The following is a 14,762-nucleotide window of genomic DNA, read 5'->3' as shown; positions in this document are numbered from 1 at the left end:
CCCGCGCTGACGCTGACCGACAAGGAATATCAGATCATGCGCAACGCCAGCATCGCGGTGCTGCGCGAGATCGGCGTGGAGACCGGCGGGTCGAACGTGCAGTTCGCGGTCAATCCAAGGGATGGCCGCCTGATCGTGATCGAGATGAACCCGCGCGTCAGCCGCTCGTCGGCGCTGGCGTCCAAGGCGACCGGCTTTCCGATCGCCAAGGTCGCGGCGAAGCTGGCGGTCGGATACACGCTGGACGAGATCGAAAACGACATTACCGGCGCGACCCCGGCGTCGTTCGAGCCGACCATCGACTATGTCGTGACCAAGATTCCGCGCTTTGCGTTCGAGAAGTTCAAGGGCGCCGAAGCGACGCTCGGCACGGCGATGAAGTCGGTCGGCGAGGTGATGGCGATCGGCCGCAACATCCATGAAAGCATGCAGAAGGCGCTGCGGGGGCTGGAGACCGGCCTGTCCGGCTTCAACAATGTCGAGCATCTGGCCGGCGCGCCGCGCGACGCGATCGAGGCGGCGCTGGCGGTGCGCTCGCCCGACCGGCTGCTGATTGCGGCACAGGCGCTGCGTGAGGGGTTCACCGTCGCGGAGGTGCATGCGCTGGCGGCCTATGATCCGTGGTTCCTCGAGCGCATCGCCGAGATCGTCGCGGCCGAGGAACAGGTGTGCCGCGACGGCCTGCCGCAGGATGCGGTGGGGATGCGCCGGCTGAAGGCGATGGGTTTTTCGGACAAGCGGCTCGCCTGGCTGTCGCTCAAATCGGCGAACCTGCGCCAAGGCGCCGACGCAATGGCGAAATCGTCCGGCCTGATCGGCGAGGTGGTGAAGGCGATGACCGGTGGCGTGACCGAGGCCGATGTGCGCAAGCTGCGTCACCGGCTGGGCGTGCGGCCGGTGTTCAAACGGATCGACACCTGCGCCGCCGAGTTCGAGGCGAAGACGCCCTATATGTACTCGACCTATGAAGCGCCCAGCTTTGGCGAGCCGGAGAATGAGGCGGCGCCGAGCGACCGGAAGAAGATCGTCATCCTGGGCGGCGGGCCGAATCGCATCGGGCAGGGGATCGAGTTCGACTATTGCTGTTGCCACGCCTGTTTCGCGCTGGCGGATGCGGGTTACGAAACGATCATGGTCAACTGCAACCCGGAAACGGTGAGCACCGATTATGATACGTCCGATCGCCTGTATTTCGAACCGCTGACCGCCGAGGACGTGCTGGAAATCCTGCACGTCGAACAGGCGAAGGGCGAACTGGTCGGGGTGATCGTCCAGTTCGGCGGGCAGACTCCGCTCAACCTGGCGCGCGCGTTGGAGAGCGCCGGGATCCCGATCCTGGGGACGTCGCCCGACGCCATCGATCTGGCCGAGGATCGCGAGCAGTTCGCCGATCTGGTGTCCAGGCTCGGCCTCAAACAGCCGGCGAACGGCATCGCGCGCAGCCGCGAGGAGGCGATCGCGGTCGCGGCGCGGATCGGCTATCCGGTGCTGACGCGGCCGTCCTTCGTGCTGGGCGGGCGTGCGATGGAGATCGTCGATACGCCCGAGCAGCTGGATCACTATATCCAGACCGCGGTACAGGTTTCGGGCGATGCGCCGGTTTTGATCGATCAGTATCTGCGCGACGCGGTGGAGGTCGATGTCGATGCCATCGCCGATGGCGAGGATGTCGTCGTCGCCGGCGTGCTCCAGCATATCGAGGAGGCGGGCGTGCATTCGGGCGACAGTGCCTGTTCGCTGCCGCCCTATTCGTTGCCCGCCGACGTGATCGCGGAGATCGAGCGGCAGGCCGATGCGCTGGCCCGGGCGCTGAAGGTCAAGGGGCTGATGAACATCCAGTTCGCGGTCAAGGATGGCGAGGTCTATCTGATCGAGGTCAACCCGCGCGCGTCGCGGACCGTGCCGTTTGTCGCCAAGGCGATCGGCACCCCGATCGCGAAGATCGCGAGCCGGGTGATGGCGGACGAAAAGCTGAAGGACCTGCCGCCGATCGACCGCGACATCGATTATATCGCGGTGAAGGAAGCGGTATTTCCGTTCGCCCGGTTCCCCGGCGTCGATCCCGTGCTGTCACCGGAAATGAAGTCAACCGGTGAAGTGATGGGAATCGATCGCGATTTTCCGATCGCCTTTGCCAAGTCCCAGCTGGGCGCCGGGACGGTGCTGCCCGGATCGGGAACGGTGTTCGTCAGCGTGAAGGATGGCGACAAGCCGGTGATCCTGCCGGGCGTGCGCACGCTGGTCGATCAGGGCTTCGGAATCGTCGCGACCGGCGGCACCGCCGATTATCTGGAAGCGAACGGCGTGCCGGTCGAGCGGGTGAACAAGGTGGCGCAGGGCCGGCCGCATATCGTCGATCGGATTCGCGACGGCGACATCGCGCTGATCTTCAACACCACCGAGGGGTGGCAGAGCCTGAAGGATTCCGAATCGATCCGGATGGCGGCGCTGAGCCTGAAAATCCCCTATTTCACCACGGCGCCTGCCAGCGTCGCGGCATCGCGTGCCATCGCCGCGCTTTCCCGGCAGTCACTTGAAGTCCGTCCGTTGCAGGCCTATTATTCGCAATCGCACAATTGATCCCCCACAGCGTTGACGAGGGTGCGGGCGGGCCGGTTCAGGCACGCCGGGGGAAGGGGCTTTGACGAAGGACGGACAGGATGGCGACGGTCGAAAAGATGCCGATGCTGGCGGAAGGCTACAACAAGCTCAATGAGCAGTTGAAGGTCCTGAAAGCCGAACGGCCATTGATCGTGGACGCCATCGAAGAGGCGCGCGCGCACGGCGACCTGTCCGAAAACGCCGAATATCATGCCGCCAAGGAGCGGCAGGGCCAGATCGAGGCGACGATCGCCGACATCGAGGACAAGATGAGCCGCGCGCAGATCATCGACCCGAAGGAGTTGTCGGGCGACAAGATCGTGTTCGGGGCGACCGTGACGCTGCTGGACGAAGACGACAAGTCGGTGAAGTACCAGATCGTCGGTCAGGCCGAGGCGGACGCCAAGACCGGACGGATCAGCTATAACTCCCCGCTGGGCCGCGCGCTGATCGGCAAGAGCGTGGGTGAGGAAGTGGAAGTGACCGTTCCCGCCGGCGATCGCTGGTACGAAGTCAGCAAGATCGAGTTTATCTGATCGAGATCCTTTCCGCGCACGGGGGCTGATCGTTGCCCCCGTGGCGGTGGGTCTGTTTGTCAGAGCCGCCCCGCGCCCTGCCGCAAGCGGGAGCGGCGAAGCGTGTCCTCAGCTCTCCAGATCGGGTTCGAGCAGGCGGTGGAGATGCACCACCACATATTTCATCTCGGCATCATCGACCGTGCGCTGCGCCGCGGCACGCCAGGCCTTTTCCGCGCTCGCGAAGTCGGGAAAGATGCCGATGACGTCCAGCTTCGTCGGATCCTGAAAATCGAGCGTCATCGGGTCTTTCACGCGACCGCCGAAGACGAGGTGCAGCTTGCTCATAGGGACTCCCCGGGGATTGGAATATCCCGGTGGCCTTAGCGCCGATGCTGCACCGCACTCAAGTCCGGATCAGGCGTCGGCCTTGCTCTGGGCGGCATCCTTTGCCGCGCTGAACGCCGATCCGATCACCTTGCCGATATGCTCCTTCGCGGTATCGCGCGGGGGGATCAGCGCGTCGATCTCCGCCTTTCCCGCCTCACGGGCGGCGGTGGCGGCGGCGGTCGCGGTCTCGGCGATGCGCTTGCCGACCGGGGCGAGCAGGTCGCGCTCCTTTTGCGGGCGCGGCACCAGAGCGCCGATCACGACGCCGAGTGCGACGCCACCGGCGACGATGGCGAGCGGGTTGCTCTCGATCTGCTGGGCCGCGCGCGCGCGGCGGCCTGCCGGGGCTTCGTTGGGGTCGGTCATCGGCTCAGTCCTTCTTGCTGGATCGCTTGCTGGATTTGGAATTCAAACTCGCGGCGGCGGTCGCGGTTGCATGCCTGGCCCCGCGTGACAGGAGTCGCCCGATCGGCTTGCGCGCCAGAAACAGGATCGCCGCCGCCGCCGCCGTCGCGGTGACGCGCGGGCGCGCCTTGACCGTCTCGATCGAATTGATCGCGATGGTGGCGGCGACATTCTCGACCGCGTTGGCGGCGAGCGCGAGCGGATCGAGCCGCGCCTGAATCTCGTCGATCGTACCGAACAGGCGCTGTCGCGCGGCGCTGGTCCGCGCTTCGGCGGCGATGACGGCGGGGGAGCGTTCGTCGGTCATGGCATCTGCCGGGGCCGGGTGGCACGACGAAAACGCGTCATCGCCGCGCGCGCCGCCAGCACCGCGCATCCGCCCGCCACGATCACGACGATCAGCGTGGCCGCGACTGCGCCGACGATCGGGGTCAGGATCATCAGCAGTCCGACGATCAGCGCGATCGCCCCGGCCTGGGCGAGCAGGAAGACGATGACGCCAAGGATGGCGGCGGCCCGGGCATCGGCGATGCGATCGATCGCCAGCGCCTTCCAGTAATCGAGCTCGGCCTGCGCATAGGCCCGACCGTCCCCGATCGCCCTGGCGATCAGCGTTCCGATTCCCGCCTCGTCCTGCCGCTCGTCCATCGGTCCCCCCGGCGCGCCTTACGCCTTTGGCGTGTCGGAGCCGTCCGCCTTGTCGGCAAGGTCGCCGGCCGCGTCGAGTCCGGACTTGAGCAGCCGCGCGAGCACGAAGCCGACGCCGGCGGCGATGCCGACCGCGACTGCGGGACTTTTCTTCACGAACTCGCGCGCGTCGTCGAGAAGGTCATCGACCTGCTTGCCACGCAGCGACTCGGCAAAGCCCGAAATCTGGTCGGCGGCGGAACGGGCATATTGCCCATATTGTTCGCCCAGCCGCTCATCCACCGACGACGCGGCGTCGCGCATCATGTCGGAAAATCCGTCCAGCGCGCCACTCGCCTTTTCCTTGCCGGTATCGGCATAGGCGCGCGCCTTGTCTCCTGCCTGTCCCATGAACTTGCTCGCCTCCTCACGTACCGTTTCGGCCGCGCCGCGCTTGCCCGGATCGGCGGCGTCGCCGGTGATCTTCACCGGTTCCGCCGCGACCAGCGTGCCGCCTTCGTTGCTGGAAATGGTATCTTCGGCCATCGCTCGAACCCTTCTGCTGCCTTCATACGGAACAACAACGGCGCCGGGAGCCGGTTCCCTGTCACGCATGATTTGCCCGGTGGAGCCGAACGGGATAGAGGCCCGCGCGACATCCTCACGCCCCAAGGTAGGGAGACCATTTCGTGACCGCAATCATCGACATCCATGCGCGCCAGATTCTCGACAGCCGCGGCAACCCCACGGTCGAGGTCGATGTGCTGCTGGAGGATGGCAGTTTCGGTCGGGCGGCGGTGCCGTCGGGCGCCTCGACCGGCGCGCATGAGGCGGTGGAGAAGCGCGACGGCGACAAATCGGTCTATCTGGGCAAGGGCGTGCTGGAAGCCGTCGAGGCGGTGAACGGCGAGATTGCCGAGGAGATCGTCGGTCTCGATGCCGAGGATCAGGCCGATATCGACCTGGCGATGATCGAACTGGACGGCACCGAGAACAAGGGGCGGATCGGCGCGAACGCGATCCTGGGTGCCAGCCTGGCGGTGGCGAAGGCGGCGGCGGACGCGCGCGGTCTGCCGCTCTATCGCTATGTCGGCGGCGTTTCGGCGCACGTCCTGCCGGTGCCGATGATGAACATCATCAACGGCGGCGAACATGCCGACAATCCGATCGACTTTCAGGAATTCATGATCATGCCGGTCGGCGCCGACAGCATCGCCGAAGCGGTGCGGTGCGGCGCGGAGATCTTTCACACGCTCAAAAAGGGGTTGAGCGAGAAGGGGCTGTCCACTTCGGTGGGCGACGAGGGCGGTTTTGCGCCGAATATCGCCAGCACTACCGACGCGCTCGACTTCATCATGACCAGCATCGAAAAGGCGGGGTACACGCCCGGCGACGATGTGATGCTCGCGCTCGATTGCGCCGCGACCGAATTCTTCAGGAACGGCAAGTACGAGATTTCGGGCGAGGGCAAGTCGCTGAGCCCGGTCGAGATGGCCGATTATCTCGCCGATCTCGTCGCGCGCTATCCGATCCTGTCGATCGAGGACGGAATGGGCGAGGATGATTTCGAGGGCTGGAAGGCGCTGACCGACAAGATCGGCGGCAGGTGCCAGCTGGTCGGCGACGATCTGTTCGTCACCAACCCGAAGCGGCTGGCGATGGGGATTGAACAGGGGCTGGCCAATTCGCTGCTGGTGAAGGTCAACCAGATCGGCACGCTGACCGAAACGCTGGAGGCTGTGAGCCTGGCGCAGCGTTCGGCCTATACCGCCGTGATGTCGCATCGTTCGGGCGAAACCGAGGACGCGACCATCGCCGACCTCGCCGTCGCGACCAATTGCGGACAGATCAAGACCGGTTCGCTGGCACGATCCGACCGGCTCGCCAAATATAACCAGCTCATCCGGATCGAGGAGGAACTGGGCGACGCTGCGGTCTATGCGGGGCGGTCGATTCTGCGCTGAAATTCGTTGCGAGAACGAATCGGGTTGATTTTCTTTTGGCGGGGCGAAAGTCCCGCTTGAACCGCGAGTCGCTTTGCGCGACAACGATGATCATGCCGCGTTCCGCCGCCACGTTCAGAACGATCCTCCGCCGCGCAGGCCTGCCGGCGGTGTCGATCATTTTCATGGGCTTCTTCGCCTATTCGGCGGTGCTGGGTCCCAACGGCCTGCTGACCTATGGCGATTACAAGCGGCAGCTCGCGGTGCGGCAGGCGGAACTCGCGAAGCTCGACAAGCAGCGGGCGCAGCTGCGCAACCGCGTTGCGCTGCTCGATCCGAAGGGGGCCGATCCCGACATGGTGGACGAGTTGAGCCGCAAGAAGCTCAACGTCGTGCATCCCGATGAGGTCATCATTCCGCTCGACTGACGTATTTCAAGGGCAGCGTTGCCCGATCTGTTGAACTCGTTCCGGACCTGTTATGATCGGTTCGAGGACGAGTCGATGCTGACGCATGACCTGCATGAGTCGATCGTTGCGCAGCTCTACTCGGCTGCTGCCGGCGACATCGAATGGCGCGAGATCATGGGCCGCATCGCCGATCTTTTCGGTCATGCGGCGGCTGTGCTCGTCGCAATCGATCCGGCGGCCGGAAGTCTGCGGGCGCATACGCACGGCTATACCGATGACGAAGCCAATGCCTATTACCAGAGCGAAACATTCCGGGCGGATCCCCGCGCGTCGCTGCATATGGGTGTCCGGGCGGGCGAAATCTATCACGATCGCGCCCTGTATGATGTGCCGACGATGCTCCGCGATGAACGTGTGCGCGCATCCATCGACGCTATCGGCGTTGCGCACCAGATGGGCCTGTCGTTGCGATTGCCGAACAACCTGTCGGGCGCGTTCACGCTGCTGAGCACCGAGGCCGAGGGCATGCCGACGGACGAAGGGCTGGCTGCGTTTCACCGACTGGCACCCCATGTCGAGCAGGCATGCGCATTGAGTGCGATCATTGAACAGGCGGCCGGCACCCAGGCGGTATTGCTGGAGGCATTGTCGGCGAAGGCCGATGGCGTGATTATCGTCGATGCCAGCGAACGTCTGGCCTTTGTCAACGACGGCGCACGCGCGATTCTGGCGGCTGGCGACGGGCTTGGATGGTCCGATGGCCAGTTTGCAACGGCGCGAGCCGCGGAAACGCGGCGGCTTCGTGCCATGGTCAATGGTGTCACATCTGCACTGAAGAAGAGCAAGGCTCCTGATGTGGGGGGGCAGATTGTGGTAACACGCCCGTCCGGGCGAAAACCCTATGTCGTGCGCGTTCTGGCCGCGCCGCCGGGGGAGCGGCTGTTGTCACATTTCGGCTGTGCCTGTGTCGTGCATGTTCATGACCTTGCGGCTGTGCGGGTCCCGAACCCCGCCATGTTGAGTGCGACGTTCGGATTGAGCGAGCGGGAGGCGCGGCTGGCGGCGGAGTGCATTCGATACGCCGATCTGTCCGCCGCCGCCGCCGCTATTGGAATGGCGCACAATACGGCACGAAATCATCTACAGTCGATCTTTCGAAAATGCGGTGTTCATAGTCAGGCAGAGGCTGTTCAGCTATTTGGTCGCCTTGGCTGAACGAGAAAGAGGCGGTGCTTAGTCCAAATGGACTAGGTGAGCCATATCGACTTCCGTCCCTATTCGGCGAAAGATTTGCGGGCATTGGTTGCTGAGGAGAATTCCATGTCCGAGGGTGAAGAGGTGCTGGGCCGTCGCGGCGCAATTACAAAGGTTGGACTGGCTGCGTTGGGCGGGGCGACGGCGCTTGCAACCGGAGAATCCGCAGCCCAGATCAAGCAGCCGGATCGGGCAGCTGACAAGTATCGCGCTGACAAGTTCGGCCCATCTGCACAAACCTACAAGAACAGTGGTTGGGTGAAACGGCTGGTTCGTAATCCGAAAATGCTGGCGAAATATCTGCGGACGGTTGCCGATTCAGTCGAAACCGGAAGCGCGGCGCCCCTGGGCGTCTACAAGAAAGGAAATCCAGACTATCCGGATGAAGGTCCTTTTCCTGCAAAGACCAAGATTGGCGACTTGCTGATCAGGGTGGGCAGGGCGCTTGTTGGCCTTGGCGAAATCATCAACGAGTTTTTCAATCCGTAGATCTGGTTTCCACGCAGCTACATACGACAGCTGGTTGTCACGATTTTTCGAGCCATGGGCTTTTGAGGCGCTCCGTCGATGGGTGGAGCGCCTCATTGCGTTTCGGTGCCTAATGGGCCTATAGCGCCGCTTCCATCACTCCCCAGGATGAGGACGATCGTGGCAAAAACACCGGCAAAAAGCCGTAAAGTCGAACCGGCAGCGACAAACCGCGAGCGTCCAAACGAACCGAATAGGTACAACGCCTCAAAGGAGGAACTCCTCCAATTCTATCGGCAGATGCTGCTCATCCGCCGGTTCGAGGAAAAGGCGGGCCAGCTTTACGGACTCGGCTTCATCGGCGGCTTCTGTCACCTGTATATCGGGCAGGAAGCGGTCGCGGTCGGCCTTCAGTCGGGCCTGGACGGCGAGAAGGATTCGGTGATCACCGGTTATCGCGACCACGGCCATATGCTCGCTTATGGCATCGACCCCAAGGAGATCATGGCCGAACTGACCGGCCGCGCCGCCGGCATTTCGAAGGGCAAGGGCGGGTCGATGCACATGTTCTCGACCGAGAAGAAGTTCTACGGCGGCCACGGCATCGTCGGCGCGCAGGTGTCGCTCGGCACCGGCCTGGCCTTTGCGCACAAATATGCCGAGGACGGCGGCGTCGCCATGGCCTATTTCGGCGATGGCGCGGCCAATCAGGGCCAGGTCTATGAAAGCTTCAACATGGCCGAGCTGTGGAAGCTGCCGATCATCTATGTGATCGAGAACAATCAATATGCGATGGGGACCAGCATCAATCGCGCCTCGGCCGAGGATCAGTTGTACAAGCGCGGCGAGAGCTTCCGCATTCCCGGCATCCAGGTCGATGGCATGGACGTGCTGGCGTGCCGTGGCGCGGCCGAGGAAGCGCTGGCCTGGGTCCGCGCCGGGAAGGGGCCGATCATCCTGGAGATGAAGACCTATCGCTATCGCGGCCATTCGATGTCCGATCCGGCCAAATACCGTTCGCGCGACGAGGTCCAGTCGGTGCGCGAAAAGTCCGACCCGATCGAAGGTGTGAAGAAGGAACTGGAAGCGGCGGGCGTCAAGGAAGACGAGCTGAAGGCGATCGAGGGCGAAATCCGCAAGGTCGTGAACGAGGCGGCCGATTTCGCCGAGCAGACGCCGGAACCCGATCCTGCCGAATTGTATACCGACGTGCTGGTGGAGACGTACTGACATGGCGATCGAGCTGAAGATGCCGGCGCTCTCGCCGACGATGGAGGAAGGCACGCTCGCCAAGTGGCTGGTCAAGGAAGGCGACACGATCCGGTCCGGCGATATCCTGGCGGAGATCGAGACCGACAAGGCGACGATGGAATTCGAAGCGGTCGATGAAGGCACGCTGGCGAAGATCCTGATCGCCGAGGGGACCGACGGCGTGAAGGTCGGCACCGTGATCGCCACGATCGCCGGCGAGGGCGAGGATGCGTCGGAAACTGTCGCAGCGCCCACGCCCACGCCCACGCCCGACCCCGCCCCGAAGGCGGATGCCGAGCCGAAAAAGGCCGAGAGCGGCACCAAGCAGCTGGCCAGCGAAAAGGCGGCGACGGTTGCCGACCCGGAGGTTCCCGCCGGGACCGAAATGGTCAAGACCACGGTGCGCGAAGCGCTGCGCGACGCAATGGCCGAGGAAATGCGCGCCGATGACCGCGTGTTCGTGATGGGCGAGGAGGTCGCGGAATATCAGGGCGCGTACAAGGTGACGCAGGGCCTGCTCGACGAATTCGGCGCGAAGCGGGTCATCGACACCCCGATCACCGAATATGGCTTTGCCGGCGTCGGCACAGGCGCGGCGATGGGTGGTCTGCGCCCGGTCATCGAGTTCATGACGTTCAATTTCGCGATGCAGGCGATCGATCACATCATCAATTCGGCGGCGAAGACCAATTACATGTCGGGTGGCCAGATGCGCTGTCCGATCGTGTTCCGCGGTCCCAACGGCGCCGCGAGCCGCGTTGCCGCACAGCACAGTCAGAATTACGGCCCCTGGTATGCCAGCGTACCGGGGCTGATCGTCATCGCGCCCTATGATTCGGCCGATGCGAAGGGGCTGCTCAAGGCCGCGATCCGCAGCGAGGATCCGGTCGTCTTCCTCGAAAACGAGCTGATGTACGGTCGCACGTTCGAGGTGCCTAAGCTGGACGACTGGGTGCTGCCGATCGGCAAGGCGCGGGTCGTGCGACCGGGCCAGGACGTCACGCTGGTCAGCTATTCGATCGGTGTGGGCGTCGCGCTCGAAGCCGCCGAGACGCTGGCGGGCGAGGGGATCGATGCGGAGGTGATCGACCTGCGCACGCTGCGCCCGCTCGACAAGGCGACGGTGCTCGAAAGCCTCAAGAAAACCAACCGTATGGTGGTGGTCGAGGAAGGCTGGCCGACCTGTTCGATCGCGTCGGAAATCGTCGCGATCTGCATGGAGGAGGGGTTTGACGATCTCGACGCGCCGGTGATGCGGGTGGCGAATGAGGATGTGCCGCTGCCCTATGCCGCCAATCTGGAAAAGCTGGCGCTGATCACCGCCGACAAGGTGGTCGCGGCGGTGAAGAAGGTCACCTATCGCGGGTGATCGACGGCCAACGCGGGGTCAGCAGGTCGAGGCGGCGACGCCGTTGACCGGATAGACGCCGTTATTGCCGCCGGTATTGTCGCGATTGTCGCGCACGACCATGGAGGCGATTTCGGTCATCTCCGTGGTCGGCGCCAGCCCGATCTGCACCAGCGGGCGATATTGATAATAGACTTCGACGAAGATGGTGGCGCCGCCCGGCGGGGCGAACGCCTCGCGATCCTTGCGCCCCATCCCCTTGGTGATCATGTCGCCCTCATTGCCATAGCTGGACGCGTGACCGGTCTGGTCGCCCCGGCACCGCTGCCAGTTGATCACATAATGGCCGCTGGGGTTCGGGTCGCTCTTCGGCACGATGCTTGAAACGATGACCCGCCCGCGTGGGTAAAGGTCCAGTTCGCCAGCCTGAAGCCCGGCGCCGGTCAGCAGGTCGTTGATGTCCGCTTCGGTGATCGTCTTGGACTGCAACTGACTGCCCGATCCGATCCGCGCCGCGTTGTCGGCCAGGTGCAGCGCGATCTGACTGACCCGCATTCGGGTGATGACATAGTTGGTCAGCTCCGCCCCGGTCAGGCAGAGGACCAGCAGGATCGGCAGCGAAAAGCCGAATTCGATCAGCGCCACGCCGCTGCGGTCGGCGGCGAGTCGATACGCCAGCCGCAATCGCCGCAAAGAAGGTTTCAAGGCGCCCAAACCAGACATCCATGTGAGGGGTGATAGACCAGGCACACGGGCGTCGGCGACGGCGTGGGGCTGGGCGAAGGGGACGGTGTAGGCGTGGGCGTCGGCGTGGGCGCGGTTACGGCGGGCGGACAGTTGCGCACCGTGGCCGTCGCATAGGTGCTCTGATCGCCATAGGGCTGATTGCGAAGCACCGTCGTGGCGGTCAGCTTCGTCGTTCTGGAAACCCCGATGAAGTTGTACAGCGGAAACATCCGTGGATAGGTGACGGTGACGGTGTAGAGCGTCGCGTCCTTCGCCCCCCCCTGGCCGTTATCGGCGCCATCGCGATCCCACACATTGTTGTTGTTCGCGTCCTCGTACGGCTCACTGCCGTCGCACACGCCGTTGCTGTTGGTGTCGGTCCATGTCTCCGCGCGGGCGGCGGCCGCGTCGGTGAACGTCCGGTAATAGCGCCGGGTGATGTCGATCGTGGCGTTGTTGGCCAGCGCCTTGATCTGCATCCTTACCTTTTCGTCGAGGGCGGCCTGGGCATCCGCGTCAGATCCGCTTTCGAGCGTCGAATCGCGCGCGGTCTTTTGCACGATGCCCTGCAACGCGGCGCGGGTGTAGAGGGTGTGGGCGATGTCGAATCCGCCCAGTAGGACCAGCCCCAGCACGGGCGCCACCATCGCGAATTCCACGACGGTGACGCCCGATTCGTCGCGCCGGAGCGCGCCGGGAGCGACGCGGCGGAGGGAGAATCGCCGCGTCACTTGGTCAGCCTCAGCTGGGAAATCTGGTCGGCGATCGATTTGAAGGTGTTTTGCAGATCGCCGGCGTTGCGCGCCGCGAAATAGCGGCCCGGCGTCGAACAATCCTGCATCATCTTTTCGATCGTGTTGTTCTGCGCGCCGAACCAGATCACCCACAGGGTGATGTTCTTGTTCTTGATCGCGGTGCAGAGCGCCTGGGTACGTGCGTTCACCTGTTGCGTGATCGTCCCGGTGGTCATGCAGCCGCCGGTGGGCGCGGTCGAGGGATCGGTCGTCCGCCGATCCAGCCAGGCGAAGCCATAGGCGTTATAGTCGGTATCGCTGGTGCAGGCCTCACCGTCCGTCATGAAGATCATGTGCCGCTCGATCTCGCCGCCCTGGGGGGTATAGGCATTCTCAGATCCGAATATGCCGGTCGGCGACAGGAAGCGCGCGCCCCACAGCAGCCCGATGTCGTGATAGGTGTTTCCGCTGGGCGTCAGGCCATCGATATAGGCCTCGAAATTCGCCGCGACCGGCCATGCCTGTAGCTTGCGGGCCTCGGTCGGGCAGTAATAGGGGACCGAATTGTAATAGTCGGTGGTGGTATAGGCGTCGTTGCGATCGAGCTGCGACCAACTGTTGACCACATCGCGCGCAAAGATCGCGCCGTTGAGCGCCGGACCCCACAAGGTGGTCGAATCCGACGGATTGGGGGCGAGGTCGATATCCAGATCCTTCGCGCCCGCCGGAATCGGCGTGTAGCTGGACTGGGACACGGTCGGACGCTCCTCGATGCACCCGTCCCAGGTGACCGACCGCATCGTGCCGGACGGCCCGATCGGAAGCTGGACCGAATTGTTCCAGCTGCTCCCGTTCTTCAGGCCGGAGATGTTCTGCGCGATCAGGCCATAGTGCCAGCGCGAGAAGGTCTGGCTGGTCGTCGTCGACTGGGTCTGGGTGTGGGTGACCGTCGTGTAGCTGCCCGACGGACGCTTGCGCGATTGCAGGTAGCATGACCAGCCGGACCAGGCGGTCTGGTACTGAATGTCATATTTCGAATAGGTCCGCGTGTCCCAGGTCCGCGTATTGCCGGACGTAACCACGCTGGTGTCCACGGTCGTCGTCCCGTTGACGCCGCTCTGATTCGACGGCTGACTGGGGCAGGAGAACCACTGGCCGCTCACATTCGTCCACGAATCCCACGATCCGGTATCGCTGCCCGGTGCGCCGACGCTATCGACGGTCGGACCCCAGCTGGAGCTGGTCGATGTGTTCCATTGCGGCTCACGCGACTGATAGGACCAGCTGTCGGCGATGAAGCTGGTGGGAAGCAGCTTTCCGACATTCACGTTGGTCGAATAGGGCATGAAGCCGAAGCGGATCTGCACCGTGCTGCTGGTGCCGCCCGACGGCGCGCCGGTTACGCAGTTTTCGCTGGTGTCGAGGCGCGCGACGATCTCGTAGAAGCATTTGACCGAGGATTTGAGCGCCTCGATCTTGGTCTGGCTGTCCGTGCCGACCGCCTTGCTGCCCATCGAACCGGTGGTGTCGAGCACGAACATCACGTCCGTATTGGGAAGCCGCATTTCCGCGTCGCAGGTGACGGCGAGCGTCTCGCTCGTCTTGCCCAGCACACGCATCAGCGTCATCGGCAGGATCGCGCTGGCGGTGCCGGATACCTTCCCCGCGCTTTCGGTGAACGCCCGGGTGACGTCCGACGCGCCATAGGGGCTTTCCTGGATGTTCGCGTCGAAGAATTTTTCCGCCGCGTCGCGCGCCGCATAGTTGTTATAAGCCCAGGTGCCGCCGCCCATCGTCTTGCGGCCGGCCAGCGCGCCCGCGTCGCACGCATGTTGCAGCCGCGTCTTGACGATGTACATGCGGCTGATGTCGACACCCCCGCCGACCATGCCAGCCAGCGGAATCAGGGACGCAGCGACGATCGCGAGCGTGTTGCCGCGCACGTCGCGCGCCAGTGCGGCCATGAAGCCGCGCGTGCGTTTCGCCAGACTGAAGCGCCAGATCATCGGTGCAAGGTCCCCGGTTCGATCAGGCGCTATGGCGCAGACGCGGCTAATGATGGTTGAAAGCGCATGGTTAACGCGGCGTCT

General features: G+C 64.0%; 16 protein-coding genes. 8 read left to right on the top strand and 8 right to left on the bottom strand.

Features of this window, described 5'->3' with window-relative positions; translation table 11 throughout:
• Positions 1-2,580 (top strand): carbamoyl-phosphate synthase large subunit (gene carB, locus KF783_RS06455; RefSeq protein ID WP_294077535.1); only part of this gene is annotated, 2,580 nt, incomplete at its 5' end.
• Between the two features lie 80 nt (positions 2,581-2,660).
• On the top strand, positions 2,661-3,137 hold the full coding sequence (greA, locus tag KF783_RS06450) for a transcription elongation factor GreA (protein ID WP_294077532.1): 477 nt from the start codon (positions 2,661-2,663) through the stop codon (positions 3,135-3,137).
• A 108-nt stretch (positions 3,138-3,245) separates the two neighbouring features.
• Here greA and KF783_RS06445 read toward each other — a convergent pair whose 3' ends face one another.
• The 5 genes from KF783_RS06445 to KF783_RS06425 all read right to left on the bottom strand — a co-directional run bounded on the left by KF783_RS06445 (position 3,246) and on the right by KF783_RS06425 (position 5,084).
• Positions 3,246-3,464, bottom strand: a complete 219-nt coding sequence (locus tag KF783_RS06445; protein WP_294077530.1) for a DUF4170 domain-containing protein — start codon at positions 3,462-3,464, stop codon at positions 3,246-3,248.
• 69 nt (positions 3,465-3,533) lie between these two features.
• Positions 3,534-3,872, bottom strand: a complete 339-nt coding sequence (locus KF783_RS06440; protein ID WP_294077529.1) for a hypothetical protein — start codon at positions 3,870-3,872, stop codon at positions 3,534-3,536.
• A 4-nt stretch (positions 3,873-3,876) separates the two neighbouring features.
• Positions 3,877-4,218 (bottom strand): hypothetical protein, encoded by a 342-nt coding sequence (locus KF783_RS06435; protein WP_294077527.1) that lies wholly within the window; start codon positions 4,216-4,218, stop codon positions 3,877-3,879.
• Positions 4,215-4,559, bottom strand: coding sequence for a hypothetical protein (locus KF783_RS06430; RefSeq protein WP_294077515.1), 345 nt, complete (start codon positions 4,557-4,559; stop codon positions 4,215-4,217). The genes KF783_RS06435 and KF783_RS06430 overlap by 4 nt, the downstream gene beginning before the upstream one ends.
• A gap of 18 nt (positions 4,560-4,577) precedes the next feature.
• A complete protein-coding gene (locus KF783_RS06425) occupies positions 4,578-5,084 on the bottom strand; it encodes a hypothetical protein (RefSeq protein WP_294077512.1) in 507 nt (168 codons plus the stop codon).
• A 143-nt stretch (positions 5,085-5,227) separates the two neighbouring features.
• On the opposite strand from KF783_RS06425, the gene eno reads away from it, so the two are divergent.
• From eno to KF783_RS06395, 6 genes are all read left to right on the top strand, one after another.
• On the top strand, positions 5,228-6,502 hold the full coding sequence (gene eno, locus KF783_RS06420; protein ID WP_294077510.1) for a phosphopyruvate hydratase: 1,275 nt from the start codon (positions 5,228-5,230) through the stop codon (positions 6,500-6,502).
• A 92-nt stretch (positions 6,503-6,594) separates the two neighbouring features.
• A complete protein-coding gene (locus KF783_RS06415; protein ID WP_294077507.1) occupies positions 6,595-6,909 on the top strand; it encodes a septum formation initiator family protein in 315 nt (104 codons plus the stop codon).
• 18 nt (positions 6,910-6,927) lie between these two features.
• Complete coding sequence (locus KF783_RS06410) at positions 6,928-8,106, top strand: hypothetical protein (RefSeq protein WP_294077504.1); 1,179 nt, start codon at positions 6,928-6,930, stop codon at positions 8,104-8,106.
• A gap of 36 nt (positions 8,107-8,142) precedes the next feature.
• On the top strand, positions 8,143-8,634 hold the full coding sequence (locus KF783_RS06405) for a hypothetical protein (protein ID WP_294077503.1): 492 nt from the start codon (positions 8,143-8,145) through the stop codon (positions 8,632-8,634).
• A 147-nt stretch (positions 8,635-8,781) separates the two neighbouring features.
• Positions 8,782-9,843, top strand: a complete 1,062-nt coding sequence (gene pdhA / locus KF783_RS06400) for a pyruvate dehydrogenase (acetyl-transferring) E1 component subunit alpha (RefSeq protein WP_294077502.1) — start codon at positions 8,782-8,784, stop codon at positions 9,841-9,843.
• 1 nt (position 9,844) lies between these two features.
• Complete coding sequence (locus tag KF783_RS06395; RefSeq protein WP_294077500.1) at positions 9,845-11,233, top strand: pyruvate dehydrogenase complex E1 component subunit beta; 1,389 nt, start codon at positions 9,845-9,847, stop codon at positions 11,231-11,233.
• 18 nt (positions 11,234-11,251) lie between these two features.
• Here the strand turns inward: KF783_RS06395 and KF783_RS06390 are convergent, their stop codons facing one another.
• Genes KF783_RS06390 through KF783_RS06380 form a run of 3 tightly spaced genes read right to left on the bottom strand, consistent with a single transcriptional unit; the run spans position 11,252 to position 14,678 of the window.
• Positions 11,252-11,917, bottom strand: coding sequence for a pilus assembly protein (locus KF783_RS06390; RefSeq protein WP_294077498.1), 666 nt, complete (start codon positions 11,915-11,917; stop codon positions 11,252-11,254).
• On the bottom strand, positions 11,914-12,669 hold the full coding sequence (locus KF783_RS06385) for a TadE/TadG family type IV pilus assembly protein (RefSeq protein WP_294077496.1): 756 nt from the start codon (positions 12,667-12,669) through the stop codon (positions 11,914-11,916). Before KF783_RS06385 ends, KF783_RS06390 begins: the two co-directional genes overlap by 4 nt.
• Positions 12,666-14,678: a TadE/TadG family type IV pilus assembly protein gene (locus KF783_RS06380; RefSeq protein WP_294077493.1), complete on the bottom strand. Its 2,013-nt coding sequence runs from the start codon at positions 14,676-14,678 to the stop codon at positions 12,666-12,668. Before KF783_RS06380 ends, KF783_RS06385 begins: the two co-directional genes overlap by 4 nt.
• Positions 14,679-14,762: the final 84 nt, after the last annotated feature.

Source organism: Sphingomonas sp., from assembly GCF_019635455.1.
Classification (GTDB): Bacteria; Pseudomonadota; Alphaproteobacteria; order Sphingomonadales; family Sphingomonadaceae; genus Sphingomonas.
The sequence above is the reverse complement of the archived record's forward strand: the minus strand, read 5'-3'. Positions and strand labels throughout refer to the sequence as shown.

Excerpts from the sequence above, each read along its gene's own strand:
- pdhA (WP_294077502.1), top strand. The coding sequence starts at position 8,782 with ATGAGGACGATCGTGGCAAAAACACCGGCAAAAAGCCGTAAAGTCGAA.
- KF783_RS06440 (WP_294077529.1), bottom strand. The coding sequence starts at position 3,872 with ATGACCGACCCCAACGAAGCCCCGGCAGGCCGCCGCGCGCGCGCGGCC.
- KF783_RS06430 (WP_294077515.1), bottom strand. The coding sequence starts at position 4,559 with ATGGACGAGCGGCAGGACGAGGCGGGAATCGGAACGCTGATCGCCAGG.
- KF783_RS06445 (WP_294077530.1), bottom strand. The coding sequence starts at position 3,464 with ATGAGCAAGCTGCACCTCGTCTTCGGCGGTCGCGTGAAAGACCCGATG.
- KF783_RS06380 (WP_294077493.1), bottom strand. The coding sequence starts at position 14,678 with ATGATCTGGCGCTTCAGTCTGGCGAAACGCACGCGCGGCTTCATGGCC.
- KF783_RS06435 (WP_294077527.1), bottom strand. The coding sequence starts at position 4,218 with ATGACCGACGAACGCTCCCCCGCCGTCATCGCCGCCGAAGCGCGGACC.
- greA (WP_294077532.1), top strand. The coding sequence starts at position 2,661 with ATGGCGACGGTCGAAAAGATGCCGATGCTGGCGGAAGGCTACAACAAG.
- KF783_RS06425 (WP_294077512.1), bottom strand. The coding sequence starts at position 5,084 with ATGGCCGAAGATACCATTTCCAGCAACGAAGGCGGCACGCTGGTCGCG.
- KF783_RS06395 (WP_294077500.1), top strand. The coding sequence starts at position 9,845 with ATGGCGATCGAGCTGAAGATGCCGGCGCTCTCGCCGACGATGGAGGAA.
- KF783_RS06415 (WP_294077507.1), top strand. The coding sequence starts at position 6,595 with ATGCCGCGTTCCGCCGCCACGTTCAGAACGATCCTCCGCCGCGCAGGC.